Origin of the sequence: Salinilacustrithrix flava (assembly GCF_041228405.1) — a bacterium.
Lineage (GTDB): Bacteria > Actinomycetota > Acidimicrobiia > Acidimicrobiales > Salinilacustritrichaceae > Salinilacustrithrix > Salinilacustrithrix flava.
Genome location: NZ_CP133888.1, coordinates 381,306 through 404,153 on the forward strand (window position 1 = coordinate 381,306; position 22,848 = coordinate 404,153).

A 22,848-nucleotide genomic window follows, 5' to 3' on the forward strand; every position below is an offset into this window, starting at 1 on the left:
ACCGCTCAGGCGCTGCGCTCGACGGCCCGGGCCACCAGGTCGTCGAGGCCGGAGGCCCGCACCCGCGCCTGGTCCTCCCGGTACTTGAGCACGGTGCCGAGCGAGGCGTCGACGGTCTCCACGTCGAGCTCGCTGGCCCCGAGCACGTGCAGCGCGGCGGCCCAGTCGATGGCCTCGGCGACGCCCGGCGGCTTGTAGAGCCCCGCGCCCCGCAGCGCCTCGGTGGCCGCCGCGACCTGCCGGGCGAGGCGCTCCCCCACGTCGGGCACCCGGACCCCGACGATGGCGACCTCGCGCTCGAAGTCGGGGTGCTCGACCCAGTGGTAGAGGCAGCGCCGCTTGAGCGCGTCGTGGACGTCGCGGGTCCGGTTGGAGGTGATGACCACGAGCGGGGGCACCTCGGCGTGGAAGGTGCCGAGCTCGGGCACGGTGACCGTGTAGTCCGACAGCACCTCGAGCAGGAACGCCTCGAACTCGTCGTCGGCCCGGTCGACCTCGTCGATGAGCAGGACCGGGGGCGGACCCGACCGCGGCGTCACCGCCTCCAGCAGCGGACGGCGCACCAGGAAGCGCTCGTCGTAGAGCTCGTCCTCGAGCTGGTCGACGCTCGCCCCGCCGGCGACGCCGGCCGCCTCGGCGGCGCGCAGGTGGAGCAGCTGGCGGGAGTAGTCCCACTCGTACACCGCCTGGCTCACGTCGAGCCCCTCGTAGCACTGCAGGCGGAGGAGCTCGCCGCCGGTCCAGCGGGACAGCACCTTGGCCACCTCGGTCTTGCCGACGCCGGCGTCCCCCTCCAGCAGCAGCGGCCGCTGGAGGCGCAGCGCCAGGAACACCGCTGTGGCCAGGCCGGTGTCGGGCAGGTAGTCGTGGGCCTCGAGCGCGGCCGCGACGTCGCGGGCGTCCCGGACGTCGGCCGGAGGTGGTGCGGACGGGGTCACGAGCGCAGGCTACGGTCCGACGACCGCACCACGAGGGGGAACCATGGGACTGCGACACATCGTCACGCTCACCTTCCGCGACGACACCACAGACGACCAGATCCACGAGATCGTCGAGGCGCTGCGCCGGCTGCCGTCGCAGATCGACGAGATCCGCAGCTACGACGTCGGCACCGACGCCGAGCTGGCCGAGGGCAACGCCCACCTGGGCATCGTCGCGGACTTCGACTCGGTGGAGGGCTACGAGGTGTACCGGGACCACCCGGCGCACCAGGCCGTGATCACCGAGCTCATCATCCCCGTGATCGCCGGGCGCAGCGCCGTCCAGCACCACATCTGAGGCCGACGTGGACGACATCGCGTTCATCTCCCGACCCGACCAGGTCACCCCCGGGTGGCTCACCACGGTGCTGCGAGCCGCCGGGGCCGCCGACGAGGGCTCCGTCGTCGACGTGCAGGCCACGCAGGTCGGCACCGGGCAGGTCGGCGACAGCGTGCGCTTCGCCCTCACCTGGGACGACGCCGACGCCGGGCCGGCGACGGTGGTCGGCAAGTTCCCGACCGACGACGGGACCAGCCGGGCCACCGCCACGGCCGTGCGCACCTACGAGGTCGAGACCCGCTTCTACCAGCAGCTCCGCAGCCGGGTGGACATCGCCGCGCCCATCCCGTACTACGCCCAGATCGACATGGCGACCCATGACTTCGCCATCGTGATGAACGACCTGGCCCCGGCCGAGCAGGGCGACCAGATCGCCGGCTGCACGCCGGACGAGGCCGCCATCGCCGTCGAGGAGGCGGCCAAGCTGCACGCCCCGCTGTGGGGCGACAGCACCCTCGCCGGCCTCGACTGGATGAACCGCAACTCCCCCGAGGGGCTGCGCGGCCTGGTCGACATGGTGTGGCCCGGGTTCCTCGAGCGCTACGACGGCCGCCTCGACGCCGAGGTGGTCGATGCCGGCAGCGTGCTGGTCGAGCGCCTCGAGGCCTACCTGTCGTGGCGACCCGAGCAGCTCACCGCCGTCCACGGAGACTTCCGCCTCGACAACATGCTCTTCGACCCCTCTCCCGGGGGCGTGGCGATGACCACCGTCGACTGGCAGACCGTGAGCCATGGCCCCGGCGTCCAGGACGTCGCCTACTTCCTCGGCACCGGCCTCGAACCCGATCTCCGCGCCGAGGTGGAGCGGGACCTGGTGAAGGAGTACCTGTCCACGCTGCGGGCCGGCGGGGTGAAGGACCAGTCGTTCGAGGCGTGCTGGGACCAGTACCGCCGCTCCGCGTTCGCCGGCTTCATCATGGCGATGATCTCCTCGATGATCGTCGGCCAGACCGACCGCGGCGACGAGATGTTCATGGCGATGGCCAACCGGTCCGGCCGCATGGCCCTCGACCTCGACACCCTCTCGATGCTGTAGCCCCCTCCCCGAACCGGCAGTGCTGGTGTCACGCCTCCCGGCGGTCACCGGCGGCGCGCAGCGGTGCGGTGATCGCACCGACGAGTCGGGCGACGCGATCAGCCACCTCGTCGGGTGCGGCGGGCGGCCGACCGGTCGCCGCGGCCACGTAGGGCTGGAACACGACCCAGCCGAGGACGGCGGCGACGGCATCGACGATCCGGCCGGCTGCGACATCGTCGAGGCTGGCGTCGGCGACGAGCTGACGCATCACCGGATAGGGGAAGTCGACCTCGGTGGACTCGGGATCGAGGATGACGCGCGTGAGGACATCGAGGTACCGCTGGTGCCGTTGCACGAGGCCGGCGATGGCGGCGGCCTCCAGGCTCGCCGCCGCGGGGTCGTCCCGCATCGCACCACCGAGCTCGTCGAGCACGGCCCGGACCAGCCCGGCCTTGTCGCCGAAGTGACGGAACACGAGCGCCTGGTTGACGCCTGCCGCACCGGCGACGTCGCGGACGGAGACCGCGCTCGGGCCCCGCTCGGACAGCAGGTCGCCCGCCGCCCGGACCAGGGCGGCCATGACCTCCTCGCGCCCGCGAGGACGTGCCGGGGTCACCCGGTCGCCGGACGGGCGCTGCGCTGCACCAGCCCCATGCCGGTCCGGGCGCTGAAGATCGCGTCGGTGTGCTCCGACCAGCGCAGCTCACCGGCCGGCTGCGGATCATCGCCGAGCACGGTGACGCGGTGCACCCGGCGAGGGGCGTCGCCGTAATCGTTCACCGCCACGTGCATGGTCGAGCGGTTGTCCCAGACGCACACCTCGCCGGGGGCCCAGTGCCGGCGCACCGTGAGGTGGGGTTGCTCGCTGTGGGCGTACAGCATTGCGAGCAGCGCGGCGGACTCGGCGGGGGTGAGCTCGTTGATGTGGCTGGTCCAGGTCCGGTTGACGTAGAGCGCAGGGCGGCCGGTCACCGGGTGCCGCCGCACGACCGGGTGGACCGCCGTCTCGTGGGGCAGGCCGAACAGCGCGCCGGCGTGGGTCGCTGTGAGACCGAGGCACAGCTCCTGCATCGGGGCGGAGAGCTCGGCGAACGCCTGCTCCATGTTCGTCCACATCGTGTCGCCGGCGTGGTCCGGACCGTCCACGAGGTGGAAGACCGACGCGATCGGCGGATGCGCCGACCAGGTGACGTCGGTGTGCCACGTGTCGGCTCGGATGCCCCCGTCGATCAGCACCACCTCGGGCACGGCCTCGTCGACCTTGGCCAGCACGGGGTGCACCTCGAGCGGCCCGAAGCGGGCCGCGAAATCGCGCTGCTCCTCGAGGCTCGGTCCCCAGCCGGGGAAGAACAGCACCAGGTGCTCGGCCAGCGCCCGCTCGATCGCTGCGAAGGTGCGGTCGTCGAGGTCGTCGAGGTCCACTCCCAGCACCTCGGCACCGAGCGCACCGGCGACCCGCCGGACCTGGATCTGGGCGGTGGTGGGCGGCGAGGACTCGAGTGTCGACATGGTGCTCCTGCACGTTCCGTTGCGGTGTGAGCAGTTGCTCACACCGCAACTGTGAGCGATCGCTCACACACTGTCAAGGGCTTCCACGATGCGTGTTTCCACCGATGCCGGCCCGGGTCCCGTTTCGTATGGTCCTCGCAGCGGCCGCGAGGGGCGGCTCCGGACAGCACGGGGGCACACATGCCGGTGTACATGGTCGACAGGGATCTGCCAGGGGTGTCAACGGTCAGTAGGACGTGCCCGGTGACGGACAGCAGACCTGCCCGCTCGTGGCCAACAGAACTGCCCAGCCGTGGCCAGGGGTTCTGCCCGTAGCTCGTCAGGCCAGAGGCGTCACCCCCTTGCCGGCGGTCGCTTGGGTGAGGCGGATGCTGTCGCCGGCGGTGAGCACGACATGTGCGTGGTGCATGAGTCGGTCGACGGTGGCGTTGGCGATGGTCTTGGGCATGAGCTCGTCGAACCCGGCCGGGTGCAGGTTCGAGGACAACGCGATGGAGCGTTTCTCGTAGGCGGCGTCGACGACCCGGTAGAGGGCTTCGGCGGTCTCGGTGGTCACGGGTAGGAGGCCGATGTCGTCGATCACGATCACGTCGGCGCGCATGATCCGCTTGATCGCCCGGCCTGCGGTGTCATCCGCGCCGTGGCGGCGGACGAGGGCGCCGAGGTGCTCGAGGCTGAACCAGGAGACCTTGTGGCCGGCGTCGACGCAGGCCTGGCCGAGTGCTTCGAGGAAGTGGGTCTTGCCTGTGCCGGACGGGCCGCAGACGACGAGGTTCTCGTGCCGGTCGACCCACTCCAGCGTGCGCAGTGCCCGCTGGGTCGGCGCCGGGATCGATGACAGGCCCTCGTCCCACACGTCGAAGGTCTTCCCGGTCGGGAACCCCGCGGCCTTGCGCCGGGCCCGGATCGAAGACGCCTGGCGTCCGGCGAGCTCCTCGGCGAGCAGGGCGCGCATGGCCTCGGCGGGTTCCCAGCGCTGCGCCTTGGCTGTGGCCAACAGCTCCGGTGCCGCGGAGCGCATGTGGGGCAGCCGGAGGGTGCGGAGCAGGTCGACGACCTCGTCGATCGGTGCCGCGGTCATCGGTCGCCTCCGAGCTGGTGCCAGGCGCCGGTGCCGGGCTGGAGCGAGTGCACGTCGTCGGCGGTGCGGCGTTGGCCGGGTGGGTTGGCGGCCAGGATCGAAGCCAGGTCACCCTCGGCGAAGCGGCCGAACGTGGCGGCGTGGCCGAGGGCCCAGTCGACCCGGCCGGTCCCGTGGAGGCGGGCGAGGGTGACGGCTTCGGCCATCTTCACCTTCACCCGGGACGTGCCGGCAGCGGCGGCTTCGACCAGCCAGCTGCGAGCGCCTTCGCCGATGGCCAGGAACTCGGTCTCAGCCGCGCTCGTCGGCTTCGGCTTGCGAGCCAACGGTCCGTCGGGCCGTGGTGGGTAGTGGGCGTCGTTGATCACTGGCGTGCCCGGGGTGCCCCGGCGATGTCGCGCAACTTCGGTGACACCGGCGGGCGGGCAGTGACACACGACGACCTCGTCGCCGTCGACGCGGACCCACACGGTCTCATCGACGAGCTGGTGAGGGACCGAGTAGGTGACGCCGCCGAAGCTGATCGTGGAGGTCCAGGAGACCTTGCGGGTCTCGCCCAGCACGGTCGTGTAGGGCCGCTCGGGCAGCCGGTGCAGCCGCTGGCGTTCTTCGGCGAGCATCTCGACCGGCGCCCGCCGGGTCACCCGATGAACCCGGCCGTTCACCTCGTCCATCAGCTGCTCACACGCCTCGACCAGTTCGGCCCAGCACGTGTAGTCGGCCCGCAGGTTCGCGTCGGTCGGGACCAGGTCGGCCTTCGCGATCCGGACCGTTGCCTCCGAGCCGCCCTTGGTCTCTGGATCCGCGGGCACGCACGTGGCGACGGTGATGCCGTAGTGCCCGCCGACCGCGACGATCTGCGGGTGACGGACGGCGATGCCGGCGACGTGGTCGATCGTGACCGTGCGCTCGTTGTCGGTCAGCCAGTAGGTCGGTGCGCCGCCGAAGGCGCGCATGGCCCGGTCCAGGCAGGCGATCACCGTCGGCAACGTCCGGTCCCAGGTCGGGATCACCACCCGGAACCGGGACCACGCCAACCACGCGCAGAACAGGTTCGTGGGCCGACCGTCGATGACCGGGCCCGTGCCCCAGTCCCACTGGGCCCACATGCCCGGCTCCGGGATCCAGGGCCGATACACCCGCCGCCGACCCGACCGGAAGCTGCGCTTCGCGTCGGCGACGGCCCGGCGGACCGTTCGGTCCGAGCCGTCGAAGCCGAGCGCTTGCAGCTTGTCGTGGCAGACATCGGCGCGGACCTTGCCCTGGGAGCGCTCCACCCACTCCTCGATCTTCGGCAAGAACGGATCGATGATCCGCTCCCGCCGCACCGCGCCCTCGCCCGGCAACAGCCCGGCATCGCGCTTGGCGACGTAGGCGGCGACGGTGTGATGCGAACAACCGGCCAGCTCGCCGGCATCCCGGAACGACCCTGTCAGGTCGAACGCTTCGAGTATCTCCATGATCTCCTCGCGAGACTTCACCTGCTCCTCCTGCTCGATGGCTTCGTCAGCAACGAGCAGTCGAGTGGGAGGAGCACCCCACCCGGGCGGACCCCGGACAGGAGCGGACATCAACGCGGGCAGAACCCCTGGCCGCCAGTGGGCAGAACTGCTGGCCACCGCCGGGCAGCTACATGGCCGCCACCGGGCACGATCTCATGGCCGCCGACACAGGGGTGACGATGGATGCGCTCGCCCAGGCCCAGCGCGCCGCGATCGACACCGCGGCGACCTACCAGGCGCAGGGGCGCGACGTGCGCTACATCCGCAGCACGTTCGTCCCCGGGGAGTCGCACTGCATGTGCCTCTTCGAGGCGCCGAGCGCGCAGGACGTGAGCGACCTGAACGACGAGGCCCAGATCCCCTACACGCGGGTCACGGAGGTCATGGACCTCACGCCCTGACGACGTCGCCGGCCCGCTGATCGCTCCACCAGCGGGCCAGCTGGGTCCGGGACCGGAGACCCAGCTTCGTGAAGATGTGCGACAGGTGGCTCTCCACCGTCCGCTGGGAGATGAACAGCCGCTCGGCGATCTCCCGGTTGCCCAGCCCGACGGCGACGAGGGAGGCGACCTCCCGCTCCCGGGGTGACAGCTCGCTCGCGGGCGGCCGCAGGGCGGCGATCTGCTGACGAGCGTGTGCCGCCCGTCCCGGATCGCCCAGCTCGTCGAAGCGCGCCGCGGCCTGCCGGTAGCTGGCAGTTGCCTCGGCGGTGGCCCCACCGTCCTCCCACATCGCACCCAGGTTGCAGTGCATCGCCGCTTCGCCGTGCCGGTCGCCGGCTGCTCGGAAGGCGTCGAGCGCGGCCTGGGCCAGCTCGATCGCCCGGTCGGCATCGCCACGCAGCTGGGCGAGCACCGCCAGGTTGTTCAGGCACAGGGCCGCGCCCCGTCGGTCGCCGAGTCGCTCGAAGAGCTGGAGGGCGCCATCGTGGAACCGAGCGGCGCGCGCCAGGTCGCCCATGTCCCAGGACAGGTTGCCGAGGTTGGCCAACACAGACGCGGCCTCACCGAAGGCACCGATCGCCCGGAACGCGCGCAACGACTCGAGCAGCTCGTCGGACCCAGCCCCCGGTCGGCCCACGGCGGCGAGGACGAGGCCACGGCTCGATCGAGCGAAGGCCTCCCCTCGGGCGTCGCCCACGGCCACCATCACCGCGAGCGCGGCATCGCAGTGCGCCTCGGCCGCGATCGGGTCGCCGGCCGCCAGCAGGACCATGGCCAGCGCGTGGCGACGCCCGGCGGCAGCACGGATGTCGCCGCCCGCCTCGTACAGCGCGATCGCCATCTCGTTGGCCTCGCGAGCGGCCTGCAGGTCGCCCTGGGCCATGGCCAGGTGCGCGACCGCACCATGCGCAGCCGCCCGCTCGGCGTCGGTGCCGGCCCCGTCGTCGAGCACGCCCTCGAGCGTCTCCCGGCCGGCCCCGAACTGCCCGCGGGCCTCCCAGTGCGGCGCCAGGCGGGTCGCGAGGACGAGCGGCGAGAGATCCACCTCGATGCGCTCGACCCCGTCCTCACCCGCGTACCCCATCCGACCTCCCCGGATGGCACGAGGTTCGCGCGTGGGGAGCGATTCGTCGACGATTCGTCGGCTTCACAGAACCATTCGTCGATTCGTCGACGAATCGACGCCCAGTGCCCTCAGGCCGGGTCGATGGGGAGCCCGGACTCGGACGGCACGTCGCCGAGGAGCAGGGTGTCGACCTCGCCACCCGTCGCGACGCCGTCGCCGTCGGGGAGCACGGCGAGGGCGTTCGCCGCCGCCATCGCGCCGAGCTGGTGGCTGCCCTGCCCGCCGGCGGAGTCGACGTGCACCCGGCCGTCGGCGCCGTGCCGGGCCACGACGCGGGCGAAGTGGGTCTTGCCGTCCGGCCGCCGGTCGAAGGCCCCATCGGCGACTGCTCGCACCACGGGCCGGTCGAGCGACGTGTGCCCCATCGCCTGGCGCAGGGCGGGTCGACCGAGCAGCTCGAAGGACACCATCGACGACACCGGGTTCCCGGGGAAGCCGAACACGGGCACGCCGTCGACCAGCCCGAAGGCGAACGGCTTGGCCGGCTTGATGGCGATCTGCATCCAGCGCATGTCGCCGATGCGGTCGAGGATCACCTTCACCAGGTCGATGTCGCCCATCGACACCCCACCGCTCGTGAGCACGGCGTCGCACGTCGAGACGCCCCGGCGGATGGCAGCGGTGATCGCCTCCTCGGTGTCGGGGGCGATGCCGAGGTCGACCACGTCGCAGCCCGCACCGGCGGCCAGGGCCAGCAGCGTCCGGCGGTTGGAGTCGCGGATCTGCCCGGGCGCCAGCGGCTGGCCGCCCTCGACCAGCTCGTCGCCGGTGGACACGACGCCGACGGTGAGGCGGGGGTGAGCCAGCACGGACCCGACGCCGAGGCTGCAGAGGACGCCGAGGTGGGCGGCAGACAGCACCTCGCCGGCGGACAGCACCACGGCGCCGACATCGAGGTCGTCGCCCGCAGGGCGGACGTGGTTGCCCACCGGCACCTCGATCTCGACGCGCACGTGGCGCTCGTCGACGAGCTCGGTGCGCTCGACCATCACGACGGCATCGGCGCCGGACGGCATCGGCGCGCCGGTGAAGATCCGACTGGCCTGGCCCGGGCCGACCTCGGCCGTCGGCGCGTGGCCGGCGGCGATCGTCTCGAGGATCTCGAGCTCGACGGGCGCGCCGGCGGCGTCCGTGGCCCGGAGGGCGAAGCCGTCCATGGCCGTGTTGGCGAAGGGCGGCACCTGCTCGGTGGCGACGACGTCCTCACCCAGCACGAGGCCGAGGGCGTCGCCGACGGGCACCGGGACCGGGGCCCGTCGGGGCACCCGGTCCAGCACGTGCCGTCTCGCTGCGCCGAGGGAGATCATCCCATCGACGGTACCGCTCAGCAGGAGGCGGTCAGCTCGCCCTCGACCCCGTCACCGAGGCCCTCGTCGCCCTCGAAGAAGGTGGCCGTCCCGGTCACGGTGCTCCCGTCCAGCTCCAGCTCGACGCCACCGCCCATCATGCTCGAGGCGGACCAGACGGACTCGTAGGTCTCGCTGTCGTACACGTCGACGCTCGCCATGCCGGGCACCACGGAGTCCTCACCGAACTTGGTGGCGTCGAAGCCATAGGGCTCGTCGTAGGAGGTCACCGAGAACAGGATCTCCTGGTCGGCGGCCATCTGCGGCTCCAGCGAGCACAGGATCGAGAACTCGAACTCCTCGCCGTTGGCCAGGACCAGGGTGGCCGTCCCGTTGGCACCCGACGTCGCCGAACCCTCACCGTCGTCGGTCTGCTCGTCGTCGGCGGCCGCTCCGTCCTGCGTCTCGTCGCCGTCGGTGGCCTCATCGGCACTGGTGTCCTCACCGGCGTCGACGGCGCCCTCCGCATCGTCGTCATCGCCGCAGGCCGCCCCGAGGAGGGCGAGCGCGAGGACGGGGGCCAGCAGGGTCTTGGTGCACCGCATGAACATGGCGAGGACTCTGCCACGAACGCTGAGCGCGGTCGCGGACGTCAACCGAGGGTGTGGGTGCGGATGAAGGTGACGGCCTGGTCGAGGGCGTCGGAGGCCTCCGGCACCAGCGGGACCTGGGTCTGGAAGATGTGCCAGAGGTCGTCGTGCACGACCAGCTCGACCTCGACGCCGGCCTCCCGGGCCTTGTCGGCGAGGCGCCGGGCGTCGTCCTCGAGCACCTCGGCCGACGTGGCCTGGACGTGCAGCGGGGGCAGGCCGGCCAGGTCGGCGAACAGCGGGGAGATCCCCGGGTCGGCCGGATCGTTCTCTCCGACGTAGTGGTCGCGCCAGGACCGGAACAGCGTCGGGTCGAGCATGATCTCGCTGCCCTGGTTGGCCTGGATGGAGTCTCCCGAGAAGGTCAGATCGAGCCACGGAGACAGCAGCACCGCAGCGTTCGGGGGCGTCCACCCCTCGTCCCGGGCCCGGACCAGGGTGGCCAGCACGGCGTTGCCGCCGGCGGACTCGCCGATGAGGGCGAGGCTCTCGGGCGCGACCTCGTCGCACAGGGCGCGGTAGGCCGCGAGGCAGTCGTCGATGGCCGCCGGGTACGGGTGCTCGGGCGCGAGCCGGTAGTCGACCGAGGTGACGACGGCATCGGCGCGCAGCGCCAGCTCGGACAGGTAGCCGACGAAGCCGCGCGTGGTGCCCACGACGAAGCCGCCGCCGTGGACGTGGAGCAGGTGGCGGCGTCGGGGCGAGCCCTTGGGCGTCACCCGGGTGACGGGCACCCCGCCGAGCTGGAGGTCGACGACCTCGACCCGGCGGTTGGGCAGCCCCAGCGACCGCGAGAGCTTGGCCCGTTGCTCCTCCGGGGACAGCTCCGGCCCCGGCATGATCTTCGGGATCAGGCGTTGGACGATGCGGGCTCGCAGGCTCAGCGACATGGGCCGGAGCGTAGCGACGGTGCCCGCGCCACCGACCGGGGTCAGGTCCGTTCGAACCAGGTGGCCCGGGCCCGGGCGAGGACGGTGCCGTCAGCGGTCGCCAGGGCCGTTCCGGCGAAGAGCTTGCGCCCGTCCCGGTCGATCTCCCAGCCGGTCACGATGTGGTCCACGCCGACCGCAACCGGTGCCAGCTGCTCGAAGACGATCCTGCCGAGGAGGCCGGCGAAGGTGCCGCGAGCGATGAAGGCCATGGCCCCGGGGCAGTCCAGGGCGGCGAGCACCCACTGCGGGTCCACGGTCCCGTCGGGGCCCGCCATCGCCGGCGTCGGGCGCCACACGGCAGCGACCTGCTCGTGGCCGTCGACCTCGAGCGGCCCCACGGCGATCTCGAGTCCGTCGTCGTCGTCCCGGGCCAGGCCGCAGCCCAGGCAGATCGGGTGCACGCCGAGCTCGTTCCAGTGGGACGGCGAGCCCTTCTCCGCGGCCACGGCGGCATCGATGTCGGGCACCGGCGGGACGTCGAGGTCGAGCGTGGCCGCCTCCGCCTCGGCGATCAGCTCGCCGTCGTGGTGCAGCACCACGCGCCCGTCGCCCTCGACGTCCACCGCCAGCTCCACGCCCACCGGGGTGGCCCGACGCAGCGTGACCTGCACGGCGCCGTCGACGTGGCGGGCGAGGAGGCCGGCGACGTAGCCGCCGTGGCCCATGCCCGGGGGGCCGACGAAGTGCTCTGGGACGACGACCGTGCTCACGGCCTCCAGGCAAGCAGCCCCGCCTCCCAGGAGGCGAACCCTCAGTCGAGGGTGGCGACGAAGCCCTTGAGGTAGTCCTTGAACGCAGGACCGAGGTCGTCGCGCATGCAGGCGATCTCGACGGTGGCCTTGAGGTAGTCCAGCGGCTTGCCGCAGTCGTAGCGGCCCTCCTTGAAGGAGAAGCCGGTCACCGGCTGGGTCTGGTTCAGCAGGCCGATGGCGTCGGTGATCTGGATCTCGCCACCGACGCCGGGCTCGGTCTGGCGGATGGCGTCGAAGATGTCGGGAGTGAACACGTACCGGCCGATCACGGCAAGGTTCGACGGCGCCTCCTCGGCCGACGGCTTCTCGACGATGCGCTCGAACCCGTAGAGGTTGTCCCGGATCGGGATCGGGTCGATGCAGCCGTAGCTGGAGATCTCGTCGGGCTCCACCTCGAGCAGCGCGATGACCGACCCCTGCTGCTCCTCGTGGGTCTCGATCATCCCGCGCAGCAGGGCGCCGCCGTCGACCTGGACGTCGTCGCCGAGCAGGACGGCGAAGGGCTCGTCGCCGACGTGGCGCTCGGCGATGCCGATCGCGTGGCCGAGCCCGAGGGCCACGCCCTGGCGGACGAAGTGGATGTCACACAGCTCGGCGAGCCCCCGCACCACCTCGAGCTCGGTCGTCTTGCCCTTGGCCTCCAACGCGGCCTCCAACCCCATGAGGCGGTCGAAGTGGTCGCCGATGGCGGACTTGCCGCTGCTGTCGATGATCAGGACGTCCTCGATGCCGGCGGCGACGCACTCCTCGACGATGTACTGGATCGTCGGCTTGTCGACGACCGGCACCATCTCCTTGGGGATGGCCTTCGAGGCGGGCAGGAAGCGGGTGCCGAGGCCGGCGGCGGGGATCACAGCGGTGCGCACGGAGGTCATGCGCTCTTCCTAGCCGACCCTCTCACCCTTCATACCGTCCCCCCGGGCTCGGCGTCCGGTCACGGACCACGGACTCGCTCCCGTCGAGCAGGCGGGCGATGTTGGTGCGGTGGCGCACGACCACGACGAGCCCGATCGCGGCGGCCACGGCGACCTCGAACCACCGCTGCCCCAGGGCCGCCACGCCGACCGGCAGGAGCACGGCGAGTGCGATCGAGCCGATGGCCGCCTTGCCGGTCACCTTGACCAGCACCACGAACACCACCGCGAGGGGCACCGCGGCGAGCGGCGCGCAGACGAAGGCCACGCCGGCGGCGGTGGCCACCCCCTTGCCACCGCGCAGGCCCCGGGTGACCGGCCACAGGTGGCCGGCGACGGCAGCGGCACCGGCGAACCAGGCGAGGGCCCGGCCGTCGACGAGGTGGCCCAGCCCGGCGGCGAGGGCGCCCTTGCCGGCATCGCCGAGGAGCACGACGGCGCCGGCCCGCATGCCGCCGACCCGGGTGGCGTTCGACGCGCCCGGGTTGCCCGAGCCGGTGGTCGTGGGGTCGAAGCCGTGCCGGCGGCCGACCAGCACCGCGGTCGGGAACGTGCCGAGGGCGTAGCCGACGACCACGACGGCGACGGCCAGCACGGACATGCGCTGAGCGTAGGCCGGTCGGTAGCGTTGGCACTCGAACCCCGTGAGTGCCAGGACCTGGAGAGCTGCGATGCCCACCTACGAGTACCGCTGCAAGAGCTGTGGCCACGAGATGGAGGTCCAGCAGGCGTTCACCGACGACCCGTTGGACACCTGCCCGGAGTGCGAGGGGCCGCTGCGCAAGGTGTACGGCAACGTCGGCATCGCCTTCAAGGGCTCCGGCTTCTACAAGAACGACGCTCGCGGGTCGTCGAAGAAGTCCGCCTCGTCGTCCTCCGGCTCCACCACGTCGGACACGTCAGGCTCCTCCACGGACAAGAAGCCGTCCGAGACCAAGACCGAGACGAAAGCCGCCCCCGCCGCCTCCAGCAGCGACTGAGGGCTCCCGCTACCGTCTTCCCTGCCGGCCCGGCCGGCGCACCGGGCGACGATTCGTCGACGAATCGTCGCCCACGGACTTCCCCCGAGCTCCCGTGCCCCGGAGGTCCCCGTGCGCCCCGCCCCCGCTCGCTTCCCGATCCTGCGGCCACCGCCGCTGCGCGCCGTGCTCGCCGTCGTGCTCGCCCTGACCTGCGGGGTCCTGGTGCTGCGCGCCACCGGCCGGGCCGAGGCCACCGTCGACCGCTACGGCAGCCACACGACGGCGTGGGTGGTCCGTACCGACCTCGAACCCGGCGACGTGATCGGCGACGGTGACGTCGACCCCGAGCCACGACCGTCGGCGTTCGTGCCGTCCGAGGCCGTGGACGCCGATCCCCGCGGGCGGCGAGTGGCCGGCGCACTGGGCCGGGGGGAGGTGGTGGTCGAGCACCGCCTCGCCGGCGGCGGCCGCCGCGGCGCGGCGGCGCTGGTCCCGGCGGGCTGGCGCGCCGTCGCCGTCCCGGCGCTCGAAGCGGCGCTACCGGTCGAGGTCGGCCAGCGGGTGGACGTCCTCGCTGCGCTGGATCCGACGGGTGCCGGGACGGTCGGTGACGTGGTGGCCGAGGACGGCGTCGTGGTCCACGTCGCCGACGATGACACGGTCACCGTGGCCGTGACCCCGAGCCAGGCGAGGCGCGTCGTCGCCGCCCTCGCCACCGGCCTCGTCGCCCTCGCCCTGGTCGGATGACCCGGGAAGTGGTGTCCGGGGCAGCCGGTACGGTGCGGCCCATGTGCAGCAGGTGGTGGCGGGCGCTGCTCGCGGTCTCGTTCGTGTCCGTCTCCGTCCTGGCGGTGCCCACGCCGTCAGCCGCACAGGAGGCCCCGGCCGCGACGACGCACGTGGTGGAGTCCTTCGACGGCACCCCGCTGCTGGCGAACCTGTTCGTCCCCCCGGACGTCGACGAAGCCCGTCCCGGGCCGCTCGTGCTCCTGACCCACGGGTGGGGCGGCACCGGCCAGAAGGCGCCCACCGGCTTCGTCGGCGACCTCCTGGACGCCGGCTACATCGTCCTCACCTGGGACCAGCGTGGCTTCGGCTGCTCGGGCGGCGAGGTGCAGATCGACAAGCCCGAGTGGGAGGGCGGCGACGTGACGGCGCTCATCGACTGGACCGTGGCCAACGCGCCGGTCCGGCTCGACGACACCGGGGACCCGATCGTCGGCATGGCCGGTGGCTCCTACGCGGGTGGGGTGCAGACCGCGGCGGCCGCCGTGGACGACCGCATCGACGCGATCGCACCGGAGATCTCCTGGGCCGACCTGCGGTACTCGCTCTACGGCGGCGAGGTCGTCAACCAGGGGTGGGCCACGCTGCTCTACCTGGCCGGGCTCGCCACCGCCTCGGGCCAGGGCCTGGACCCGAGCTGCCCGACCGGCCCCCAGCCCGGCGGCCTGGCCCCGATGATCACCCGCGGGTTCACGGAGGGCTCCACGAGCGCGGCGATCTCCGACGAGGTGCTGGACTTCTTCGCCGGCAGCAGCCTCGCCTCGTACGGGCAGGAGCAGCCGGTCGACATCCCGACCCTGGTCGTGCAGGGCAGCACCGACACCCTCTTCGATCTCACCGACGGCTGGCGGATCACCGAGCACGTGCGGGCCGCGGGCGCACCCACCCGGTTCCTCGTCTTCTGCGGCGGCCACGTCGCCTGCCCGGGCACCTACGCCGATGCGGGCGACGGCGCCCACGTGGACGAGGCGGTCCTGGCCTGGTTCGCCCGGTACCTGCACGGCGACGAGACCGTCGACGTCGGCCCCCCGGTCGAGTACCGCACCAACGAGGGCGTCTGGCGCGCGGCGGCCGGCTTCCCTGCGCCGGGGTCGGCGCCGCTCGAGGCCACGGGCACCGGCTCGCTGGTGAGCGTCCCCGCCGTGGAGCCACCGGACCTGAGCACGCTCGGCGGGGCATCCTTCGACGGCGGCATCCCGACACTGCCCTTCACGTCCGCGGCCGTGTCCGCGCCCGGCGACATCCGGGCCATGACCGTGGAGGTCGCCCGGGCCGGCGATCGGGCGATCGACCTGCTCGGCATCCCGTCGGTGACCCTGCAGGTCGAGGGCGTCGGCGACGAGGTGATCCTCATGGCCAAGCTGGTCGACCGCGAGTCCGGCGCTGTCGTCAACCTCCAGGAGGGGGCGATCCGCGTGCCGCTGCTCGACGGGTCCACGCAGGTCGAGGTGCCCATGCCCGGCATCGCCTACACGCTGCCCGCCGGACACCACCTGGACCTGCAGGTCAGCACCGCCAGCCTGATGCACAGCAACGCGCGCACGCCCGCGACCGTCGACGTCGCCGCCACCGTGGCGGTACCCGTCCAGGCCGTCGACCGCGCTGCGGCGCCGACCACGACGACTCAGCCTTCGCCGGTCGCCCCGACGCCGACGCTGCCGGCCACCGGCTCGGAGTCGGCTCCGTCGATCGCTGCCGCGCTGGCGGCAGCCCTGGTCGGTGCCGGCCTGCTCGTCGTCGGCGCCGCTCGACGCGGCCGGCGCCCGGTCAGCTGTTGAAGCCGGCCACCGCGAGCGCGATGACGCCGGCGCCCACCACGAAGCGGTAGCCCACGAACGGGGCGAAGGTCCGGGTCTGCACGAAGCGGATCGTTCCCCACACGGCGGCGAAGCCGGTCACCGCACTGGTGGCCATGCCCACCAGGAACGGGGCGACGAAGTCCGAGGGGATCCCGCCCTCGCCGACGACGTCGAGCAGCTTGTAGACGCCGGCGCCGGCGATGATCGGCAGGCTCATCAGGAACGAGAGGCGGGCGGCGGCGGCCCGGTCGAAACCGAGGGCCCGACTCACCGTGATGGTGACGCCGGAGCGGGAGACGCCCGGCTGGAGGGCGGCGGCCTGCCCCAGCCCCATCAGCAGCGCGTCGCGCAGGCGGAACTCCCCGGCCTTGCGGGGGCCGCCCATCCGGTCGGCCGCCCACAGCAGGACGCCGCCGACGATGAGCATCACGCCGATCAGCCAGTAGATGTCGTCGAGCTCCTCGATGGCGTCGTTGAGGAGGAATCCGGTGATCGCCGCCGGCACGGCCGACACCACGAGCAGCCACGCGATGCGACCTTCGGGCGGGGCGTCGGCGCGGTTGGCCGGCACCACCACGCGCAGGCCCTCCCGGGCGAACACGACGAGGTCCCGCCAGAAGTAGGCGATGGCGCCGGCGAGCGTGCCGATGTGGAGGGCGACGTCGAAGGCCTTGGCGAGGGAGTCGTCGCCGGCGAAGTCGTCCCAGCCGAACAGCCACGGGACGATGGCGAGGTGCCCGGACGACGAGATCGGGATGAACTCGGAGAGGCCCTGGACGATGCCGAGGACGATGGCGTGCAGGAGAGACATGAGGAAGTTCGTTCTGGCCTACGAGATCCCCCGCCGGTGCGGGGAGGCGCAGGCCAGAACGGAAGGGACCGTTCTAGCGGCCGGAGAGGGACACGCCGGGAATCAGCAGGGTGACGCCGCCGGTGCCTCCGGGCTGCCACTCGACGTCCGCGCCGACGTGGGAGACGTCGAGGAGCAGGCGCTGCAGCGTGCTGGCCAGGGTGGCCTCCTTGATCGGCTCCGCCCGCTCGCCGCCGCGCACCCGCAGTCCCTCGACCGACACCGAGAAGTCGCCCGAGATCGGGTTCACCCCGGAGTGGATGCCGCCGAGCGACGAGGCCAGCACGCCGTCGTCGACGGTGGCGAGGAGCGAGTCGAGGTCGCCGTCGCCAGGCTGGACGGTGAGGGCACGGGCGGAGATGCTCGGGCGGCTGCTGTAGCCACGAGCCGCGGAGGCGGTGGACGCCGTCCCGGCCCGGCGGGCCGAGTGGGTGTTGTGCAGGAACCCCTGCAGCACGCCCTGGTCGAGCAGCGGCACCCGCCGGGTGGCGAGGCCCTCGTCGTCGTAGGGCTCGGCGCCGAGCGAGTCGGGGTTGGTCGGGTCGTCCACGATGGTGAGCAGCGGGCTGCCGACCTGCTGGCCGACCCGGTTCGCGAACGGGCTGCGGCCCTTGGCCACCGCTTCGCCGCCGAGCATCCCGGACACGATGCCGAGCACCGTGGCGGTGAGGCGCGGCTCGAGGATGAGCGTGACGACTGCGGACTCGGGCTTGACCGAGCCGATCTTGGCCAGCAGCCGGCTGACGGCATCGTCGGCGGCCTCGTCCAGGGACACCTCGTCGATGGCCCGACCGACCGACATGCCGCCGGCGATGACCGACGCGTCGCCGTCGTCGGCCAGGGCCGACACCGAGACGTAGGCGATGGTGGAGCGCCCGCCGACGGAGATGCCGGTGGACGTGGCCACGGCGAAGGCACCCTCGGCGTCGGTGTAGGTGGCCGCCCGCACGCCACGGACCCGGGGGTCGGCGGCGCGCACCATGCGCTCGAGCTCGATGGCCATGGCCACCTTGTCCTCCACCGGCGTGGCGAGCACGGCCTCGCGGTGCACGTCGAGCGCCGTGGCGGCGACGCCGTCGGGCTCGGCCAGGCCGGCCCACTCGTCGGGCTCGGCGAAGGGCAGGTTGTCGCGGGCCTCGGCCAGCGCATCGGCGACGATGTCGTCGTCGTGGCTGCCGGCGTAGGCGAAGCCGGTGCGGCCGTCCTTGATCACCCGGATGCCGATGCCGGCGGAGCCGGCCTGCGTCAGCGATTCGATCTCGCCCTCGTAGGCATCGACGGAGGTGTTGGTGCCCTGGCTGACGTAGGCCTCGACCTGCTCGCCCGGGCCGGCCTGGGACGCGACCCGGTCGGCCAGCGCCCGCAGGGCGTCGACGTCGGTGCCGGCGGTGGCGGTGTCGGTCACGAGGAGGTCCCGCCGATGGTGAGCTGGGCGACCCGCAGCGTCGGGCAGCCGTCGCCGACCGGGACGCCCTGACCGTCCTTGCCGCACGTGCCAGGGCCGCCGAATGCGAAGTCGTCGGCGATGACCTCGATGTCCTGCAGGCACTGGGGGCCGTTGCCGATGAGGTTGCCCTCGCGGATCGGCTCGGTGATCTCGCCGTCCTCGATGAGGTACGCCTCCTGCATCCCGAACACGAAGTCGCCCGAGGCGGTGTTGACCTGGCCGCCGCCGAGCTTGGCCACGTAGACGCCGTGGTCCGTGCCGGCGATGACCTCGTCGGGGGTGGCGGTGCCGTTCTCGAGGAACGTGTTGGTCATGCGGACCATCGGGAGGTGCTTGTAGGACTGTCGGCGCCCGTTGCCCGAGTTCGGTCGACCCTCCTTGCGGCTGCGCAGGAAGTCCCACATGTACTCGGTGAGCACACCGTCCTGGATGAGCACGTTGCGCTGCCCCGGCGCACCCTCGTCGTCGACGGCGAAGGCGCCCCACTCCTCGGCGATGGTGCCGTCGTCGACCAGGGTGACGAGCGGGCTGGCGACGAGCTCGCCGATCCGGCCGGCGTAGACCGACGCACCCTTGTCGACCAGGTCCTTCTCCAGGCCGTGGCCGCAGGCCTCGTGGAAGAGCACCCCGCCGGAGCCGGCGCCGATGACCACCGGCAGCTGGCCGGAGGGGGCGGGCCGGGCTCGCAGCTTGGTGATCGCCATCTGGGCGGCCTCGGCGGCGAACTCGTCGATGTCGATGCGGTCGAACAGCTCCCAGCCGATGGTGAGGCCGGTGGACTTGCGGCCGGTCTGCATGCCGGTGTCTCCGGTGGCCACCGCGCTGACCGAGAACAGGGTGCGGACCTGGTCGTCGCTGGTGAGCAGCCCGTCGCTGTTGGCCACCAGGATGCGGCGGCGGGAGCCGGCCACCGAGGCGGTGACCTGGGAGATCTCCCGGGCCGCGGCCCGGGCGGCCTCGTCGGCCTGGCGCAGGATGGCGACCTTGTCCGCCTTGGGCACGTCGTCGGGAAGCACGCTGACCGGGCTCGGGTTGGCCACGTCGCGGCGGGTGAGGGCGATCTCCCGCACGCCGCCGCCGCCCTCGCGGGCCGCGGCGGATGCCGCCTCGGCCGCGGTCAGCAGGCCCTGCTCGCTGAGGTCGGCGGTGTGGGCGAAGCCGGTGGTGTCGCCGACCACGACCCGGATGCCGGCGCCGCGGTCGCGACCGGAGCTGAGCTGCTCCACCCGGCCGTCGTCCAGGGTGGCGTTGCCGCTCTGCTTGTCCTCGGCGAAGACCTCGGCGAACTCGCCGCCGGTCCGCAGGGCTCGTGCCAGCACTCGCTCGAGCGTGGGATCCTCGATCACTTCGTCCTCCGGGGTCGCGGGACGGGCCTGGGCCGATGTGACTCGGGCCGACCCGGACGACGTAGCGTACCGACGTGCCCCTCCAGACCGGTCTCAGCGCCGCGGTCGAGATCGTCGTCGGCGACGACGACACCGCCATCGCCATCGGCTCCGGCTCGGTCCCGGTGCTCGCCACCCCCCGTCTCGTGGCCCTCTGCGAGCAGGCCGCGGTGGCAGCCATCGACGGCCAGCTCGAGGACGGCTCCACGTCGGTCGGCATGCGGGTCCAGGTCGACCACCTGATGCCCACCGCCGTCGGCGCTCCCGTCACGGCCGAGGCCACGCTCGAGAAGGTGTCCGGACGCCGGCTGACCTTCACCGTCTCGGCCTCGGACCACCGCGGCCTGATCGCCGCCGGCCGGGTCACCCGCGTCGTGGTCGACTACGACCGCTTCATGGAGAAGGCCAACTAGATCTGGCAGCGGCCACGGAACGGGCCGCTGACGTTCAGACGCCGGCGAGGAAGTCGAGCATCACCGCGCGCCACGCGTCGGGGTTCTCGAACTGGGGCGAGTGGCCGGCGTCGGTGATGACCTCGAGCCGGGCACCCGGCACCGCGGTGGCCATCGCCTCGGACGGGCCCAGGAACGGTGCGTCCTGCTCGCCGACGATCACGAGGGTCGGCACCGACAGGTCGGCGAGGTGCTGCAACCGGTCGAGCTGGTCGATCATCTGCCCGATCATCGATGCGTACATGGCCGGCGAGCTGCCCAGGAACTTCTGGTCGCCGAGCTCGCGGTACCCCGGACGCTCGTCGAGGAGGCGCTGGTTGGCGGGCGTCCCGAGCGGACCGTCGCCCTCCAGGGCATCCATCGCCTCCTTCACCGCGGCCATGCCGCCCTCGCGCACGATCTCGGCCCCGAGCATGGCCAGCTCGCGGTCGATCTCCAGCGGCCCGTGGGTGGTGTCCATCAGGACGAGGCCGTCGAGCGCGCCCGGCCGCTTCGCCGCCGCGACCTGGGCGATCATCCCGCCCATCGAGTGGCCGAGCAGCACGAACCGGTCCCAGCCCAGGGCGTCGACCAGGGACAGCATGTCGCCGGCGAAGTGGTCGAAGGAGTACTCGGACTCGTCTTCGGGGTGCCAGGAGTCGCCATGGCCCCGCAGATCCGGGGCGACCACCCACCACCCGGCCTCGGCCAGGGCCTCCATGTGGTCGGCGAAGTCGACGCGGCCGCCGGTGAAGCCGTGCACGAGCAGCAGCCCCCGTCCGTCCGAGCCGACCTCGTCGATCGTCACGTGCTCGCCGGCCCCGATGTCGATCACCCGTGTCGCCATCCGCACATGGTGGCCCACCGCGTCCGGCAGCGACGTCACCAGCGCAGGAGGGCGGGCAGCTCGCGCAGGTCGACCGATCCACTCGGCACCGCGACGATGGTGCCCGGCCGGAGCGGGCGCCGGCGCAGGAGGACCGGCCGCTCGATCCCGGCGACGGTGAGGTGGACCTCGTCATCGCCGACCACCTCGACGGCGAGCACCTCCCGCCCGGCCACCGCGTCGCCGGGACCGATCCCGTCGGGCTGCGGAGGCGGCTGACGGGCCTCGACCACCACGTCGGGCAGCTCGCCACCCGCGGCGGCGACGGCGTCCAGGTCGAAGCGGACCCACTCGGCATCGGCGACCGTCCGGCCGACCTCCGGGTGCAGCCACCACCAGTGCTCGTCGGCCGTTCCCACGTGCTGCTCGACGATGCCGGCCGGGGTGTCGATGGCGAGGTGGACGGTGCCGGCCCCGTCGGTCCTCCAGGTCGTCTCGACCACGGCACGACCGGAGCCGTCGGGCAGCGGGCCGAGGTCGGCGACCAGGGCGATCTCGTGGGGTCCGGTTGGGGGGTCCGACGCCGGATCGAGCGCCGGTTCGGAGGCGGGATCGACCGCGGACGGTGGCGGGACCCGGGACGTCGAGGCGGCAGAACCCGACGAGCAGGCGGTGAGCACGAGCGCGGCGGCGAGCGCGGCGCACCGAAGGCGGCGGGGGCGGATGGGCACGGTGGGCCTCCCGGATCGACCGGCCGTGACGGCCGGGATGCAACGGGTGGCGTCAGGTCGACCACCGAACCGGCACCGAGGCTAGCCACCCCCATCGGAGGCCGGTGGCGGATCGTTCGGGCGCCTGGCGCCGCCGTAGTCTGGCGAGGTGCGGGGACAGAGGCAGACCAGCGCATGACCGCCGGCGCCGTGGACCAGGACGACACCACCACCGCGTCCGACGCGCAGGTCGCCGCCGGCCGGCTGCGCTGGTGGCGCGAGCTCCTCTACGTCGCCGTCTTCTACGCGGTGTACTCCTCGGTGCGGAACCTGTTCGGCTCCCAGGGCACGGGCGAGGACGTCGACGCCTCGGTCGCGTTCGAGCACGCCCGCCAGATCATCGACATCCAGCGCGCCATGGGCCTCTACTTCGAAGACGAGCTCCAGCGCTGGTACCTCGACCTGCCGGCCATGGGGCTCATCCGCGTCTGGAACATCTTCTACGGCACCGCCCACTTCGTGGTGACCGCCGGCGCGCTCGTGTGGCTGTACCGCAGCGACAAGGCCCGCTACCCCCGATGGCGCAACACGCTGCTCGTGACGACGGCGGTGGCCATCGTCGGCTTCGCCAGCTACTCGCTGATGCCGCCGCGGCTGCTGGACGACCCCGGCAAGTACGGGGCGTGCCGGATCTACGCACCGGAGGCCGCCTTCGCCGCCGAGCCCGGCGACAAGTCGGTCGAGGGGTGCGACCGGTACGGCTTCGTCGACACCCTCGCTGTGCACGGCGGGTGGATCTCCTTCGATGACGAGAAGGCGGCCGGGCTCACCAACCAGTACGCGGCGATGCCGTCGATGCACATCGGGTGGTCCGTGTGGTCCGCGCTCGTGCTGGTGCCGATGATGCGGCGCCGGTGGACCCGTGCGCTGGCGTGGAGCTACCCGTTCCTCACCCTGTTCACGATCATCGTCACCGCCAACCACTACTGGATCGATGCCGTGGGCGGCCTCGTCGCGCTCGGGTTCGGCGCCCTCGTCGCCCGCTGGCTCACCGCCCGCTTCCAGGCCCGCCACGCTCGGGACGACCTCCCGATCACCACCGCGTAGCGCCCTGGCCGC

General features: G+C 72.6%; 25 protein-coding genes. 8 read left to right on the forward strand and 17 right to left on the reverse strand.

Annotated elements, in window-relative coordinates:
- Nucleotides 1–5: 5 nt before the first annotated feature.
- Nucleotides 6–938, reverse strand: a complete 933-nt coding sequence (locus RGQ06_RS01890; protein WP_432428530.1) for an AAA family ATPase — start codon at nucleotides 936–938, stop codon at nucleotides 6–8.
- A 43-nt stretch (nucleotides 939–981) separates the two neighbouring features.
- On the opposite strand from RGQ06_RS01890, the gene RGQ06_RS01895 reads away from it, so the two are divergent.
- Complete coding sequence (locus RGQ06_RS01895; protein ID WP_432428531.1) at nucleotides 982–1,278, forward strand: Dabb family protein; 297 nt, start codon at nucleotides 982–984, stop codon at nucleotides 1,276–1,278.
- A gap of 7 nt (nucleotides 1,279–1,285) precedes the next feature.
- On the forward strand, nucleotides 1,286–2,356 hold the full coding sequence (locus RGQ06_RS01900; protein WP_432428532.1) for a phosphotransferase family protein: 1,071 nt from the start codon (nucleotides 1,286–1,288) through the stop codon (nucleotides 2,354–2,356).
- Nucleotides 2,357–2,384: 28 nt separating this feature from the next.
- Here the strand turns inward: RGQ06_RS01900 and RGQ06_RS01905 are convergent, their stop codons facing one another.
- From RGQ06_RS01905 to istA, 4 genes are all read right to left on the reverse strand, one after another.
- Nucleotides 2,385–2,918, reverse strand: a complete 534-nt coding sequence (locus RGQ06_RS01905) for a helix-turn-helix domain-containing protein (protein ID WP_432428533.1) — start codon at nucleotides 2,916–2,918, stop codon at nucleotides 2,385–2,387.
- 32 nt (nucleotides 2,919–2,950) lie between these two features.
- Nucleotides 2,951–3,847: a TauD/TfdA dioxygenase family protein gene (locus tag RGQ06_RS01910; protein WP_432428534.1), complete on the reverse strand. Its 897-nt coding sequence runs from the start codon at nucleotides 3,845–3,847 to the stop codon at nucleotides 2,951–2,953.
- A 319-nt stretch (nucleotides 3,848–4,166) separates the two neighbouring features.
- Complete coding sequence (gene istB, locus RGQ06_RS01915; protein ID WP_432430656.1) at nucleotides 4,167–4,928, reverse strand: IS21-like element helper ATPase IstB; 762 nt, start codon at nucleotides 4,926–4,928, stop codon at nucleotides 4,167–4,169.
- Nucleotides 4,925–6,409, reverse strand: a complete 1,485-nt coding sequence (gene istA / locus RGQ06_RS01920) for an IS21 family transposase (RefSeq protein ID WP_432430655.1) — start codon at nucleotides 6,407–6,409, stop codon at nucleotides 4,925–4,927. Before istA ends, istB begins: the two co-directional genes overlap by 4 nt.
- A gap of 176 nt (nucleotides 6,410–6,585) precedes the next feature.
- Here istA and RGQ06_RS01925 point away from each other — a divergent pair, with 176 nt between their 5' ends.
- Complete coding sequence (locus RGQ06_RS01925; protein WP_432430695.1) at nucleotides 6,586–6,831, forward strand: nickel-binding protein; 246 nt, start codon at nucleotides 6,586–6,588, stop codon at nucleotides 6,829–6,831.
- On the opposite strand, the gene RGQ06_RS01930 is transcribed toward RGQ06_RS01925, so the two are convergent.
- The 7 genes from RGQ06_RS01930 to RGQ06_RS01960 form a co-directional block, all read right to left on the reverse strand.
- Nucleotides 6,821–7,957 (reverse strand): LuxR C-terminal-related transcriptional regulator, encoded by a 1,137-nt coding sequence (locus RGQ06_RS01930; RefSeq protein WP_432429609.1) that lies wholly within the window; start codon nucleotides 7,955–7,957, stop codon nucleotides 6,821–6,823. The genes RGQ06_RS01925 and RGQ06_RS01930 overlap by 11 nt on opposite strands.
- Nucleotides 7,958–8,067: 110 nt before the next feature.
- Nucleotides 8,068–9,306 carry a molybdopterin molybdotransferase MoeA gene (locus RGQ06_RS01935; RefSeq protein ID WP_432429610.1) on the reverse strand — a complete coding sequence of 413 codons (1,239 nt, stop codon included), beginning with the start codon at nucleotides 9,304–9,306 and terminating at the stop codon, nucleotides 8,068–8,070.
- Between the two features lie 17 nt (nucleotides 9,307–9,323).
- Nucleotides 9,324–9,896, reverse strand: coding sequence for a hypothetical protein (locus RGQ06_RS01940; RefSeq protein ID WP_432429611.1), 573 nt, complete (start codon nucleotides 9,894–9,896; stop codon nucleotides 9,324–9,326).
- Nucleotides 9,897–9,937: 41 nt separating this feature from the next.
- Nucleotides 9,938–10,825: an alpha/beta hydrolase gene (locus RGQ06_RS01945; protein WP_432429612.1), complete on the reverse strand. Its 888-nt coding sequence runs from the start codon at nucleotides 10,823–10,825 to the stop codon at nucleotides 9,938–9,940.
- Nucleotides 10,826–10,866: 41 nt separating this feature from the next.
- Nucleotides 10,867–11,577 (reverse strand): hypothetical protein, encoded by a 711-nt coding sequence (locus tag RGQ06_RS01950; protein ID WP_432429613.1) that lies wholly within the window; start codon nucleotides 11,575–11,577, stop codon nucleotides 10,867–10,869.
- Between the two features lie 41 nt (nucleotides 11,578–11,618).
- A complete protein-coding gene (galU, locus tag RGQ06_RS01955; protein WP_432429614.1) occupies nucleotides 11,619–12,494 on the reverse strand; it encodes a UTP--glucose-1-phosphate uridylyltransferase GalU in 876 nt (291 codons plus the stop codon).
- A gap of 22 nt (nucleotides 12,495–12,516) precedes the next feature.
- Complete coding sequence (locus RGQ06_RS01960) at nucleotides 12,517–13,134, reverse strand: glycerol-3-phosphate acyltransferase (RefSeq protein WP_432429615.1); 618 nt, start codon at nucleotides 13,132–13,134, stop codon at nucleotides 12,517–12,519.
- 70 nt (nucleotides 13,135–13,204) lie between these two features.
- On the opposite strand from RGQ06_RS01960, the gene RGQ06_RS01965 reads away from it, so the two are divergent.
- The 3 genes from RGQ06_RS01965 to RGQ06_RS01975 all read left to right on the forward strand — a co-directional run bounded on the left by RGQ06_RS01965 (nucleotide 13,205) and on the right by RGQ06_RS01975 (nucleotide 16,059).
- Complete coding sequence (locus RGQ06_RS01965; protein WP_432429616.1) at nucleotides 13,205–13,513, forward strand: FmdB family zinc ribbon protein; 309 nt, start codon at nucleotides 13,205–13,207, stop codon at nucleotides 13,511–13,513.
- A 111-nt stretch (nucleotides 13,514–13,624) separates the two neighbouring features.
- Nucleotides 13,625–14,242 carry an SAF domain-containing protein gene (locus RGQ06_RS01970; protein WP_432429617.1) on the forward strand — a complete coding sequence of 206 codons (618 nt, stop codon included), beginning with the start codon at nucleotides 13,625–13,627 and terminating at the stop codon, nucleotides 14,240–14,242.
- A gap of 41 nt (nucleotides 14,243–14,283) precedes the next feature.
- Complete coding sequence (locus RGQ06_RS01975; protein WP_432429618.1) at nucleotides 14,284–16,059, forward strand: alpha/beta fold hydrolase; 1,776 nt, start codon at nucleotides 14,284–14,286, stop codon at nucleotides 16,057–16,059.
- Here the strand turns inward: RGQ06_RS01975 and RGQ06_RS01980 are convergent.
- The 3 genes from RGQ06_RS01980 to RGQ06_RS01990 all read right to left on the reverse strand — a co-directional run bounded on the left by RGQ06_RS01980 (nucleotide 16,049) and on the right by RGQ06_RS01990 (nucleotide 19,696).
- The gene (locus tag RGQ06_RS01980; RefSeq protein WP_432429619.1) at nucleotides 16,049–16,891 is read right to left on the reverse strand and encodes an undecaprenyl-diphosphate phosphatase; all 843 of its coding nucleotides are present in this window, start codon (nucleotides 16,889–16,891) and stop codon (nucleotides 16,049–16,051) included. The two genes, RGQ06_RS01975 and RGQ06_RS01980, sit on opposite strands and share 11 nt — an antisense overlap.
- Before the next feature lie 73 nt (nucleotides 16,892–16,964).
- On the reverse strand, nucleotides 16,965–18,335 hold the full coding sequence (locus RGQ06_RS01985; RefSeq protein WP_432429620.1) for a TldD/PmbA family protein: 1,371 nt from the start codon (nucleotides 18,333–18,335) through the stop codon (nucleotides 16,965–16,967).
- Nucleotides 18,332–19,696 carry a TldD/PmbA family protein gene (locus RGQ06_RS01990; protein WP_432429621.1) on the reverse strand — a complete coding sequence of 455 codons (1,365 nt, stop codon included), beginning with the start codon at nucleotides 19,694–19,696 and terminating at the stop codon, nucleotides 18,332–18,334. The genes RGQ06_RS01985 and RGQ06_RS01990 overlap by 4 nt, the downstream gene beginning before the upstream one ends.
- 101 nt (nucleotides 19,697–19,797) lie before the next feature.
- Between RGQ06_RS01990 and RGQ06_RS01995 the strand changes: the two genes are divergently transcribed.
- Nucleotides 19,798–20,175, forward strand: coding sequence for a thioesterase family protein (locus RGQ06_RS01995; protein WP_432429622.1), 378 nt, complete (start codon nucleotides 19,798–19,800; stop codon nucleotides 20,173–20,175).
- Nucleotides 20,176–20,209: 34 nt separating this feature from the next.
- Here the strand turns inward: RGQ06_RS01995 and RGQ06_RS02000 are convergent, their stop codons facing one another.
- On the reverse strand, nucleotides 20,210–21,040 hold the full coding sequence (locus RGQ06_RS02000; protein WP_432429623.1) for an alpha/beta fold hydrolase: 831 nt from the start codon (nucleotides 21,038–21,040) through the stop codon (nucleotides 20,210–20,212).
- Nucleotides 21,041–21,075: 35 nt separating this feature from the next.
- Nucleotides 21,076–21,750 carry a hypothetical protein gene (locus RGQ06_RS02005; protein WP_432429624.1) on the reverse strand — a complete coding sequence of 225 codons (675 nt, stop codon included), beginning with the start codon at nucleotides 21,748–21,750 and terminating at the stop codon, nucleotides 21,076–21,078.
- Between the two features lie 174 nt (nucleotides 21,751–21,924).
- Here RGQ06_RS02005 and RGQ06_RS02010 point away from each other — a divergent pair, with 174 nt between their 5' ends.
- A complete protein-coding gene (locus RGQ06_RS02010) occupies nucleotides 21,925–22,836 on the forward strand; it encodes a phosphatase PAP2 family protein (RefSeq protein WP_432429625.1) in 912 nt (303 codons plus the stop codon).
- The last annotated feature ends 12 nt before the right edge of the window (nucleotides 22,837–22,848 follow it).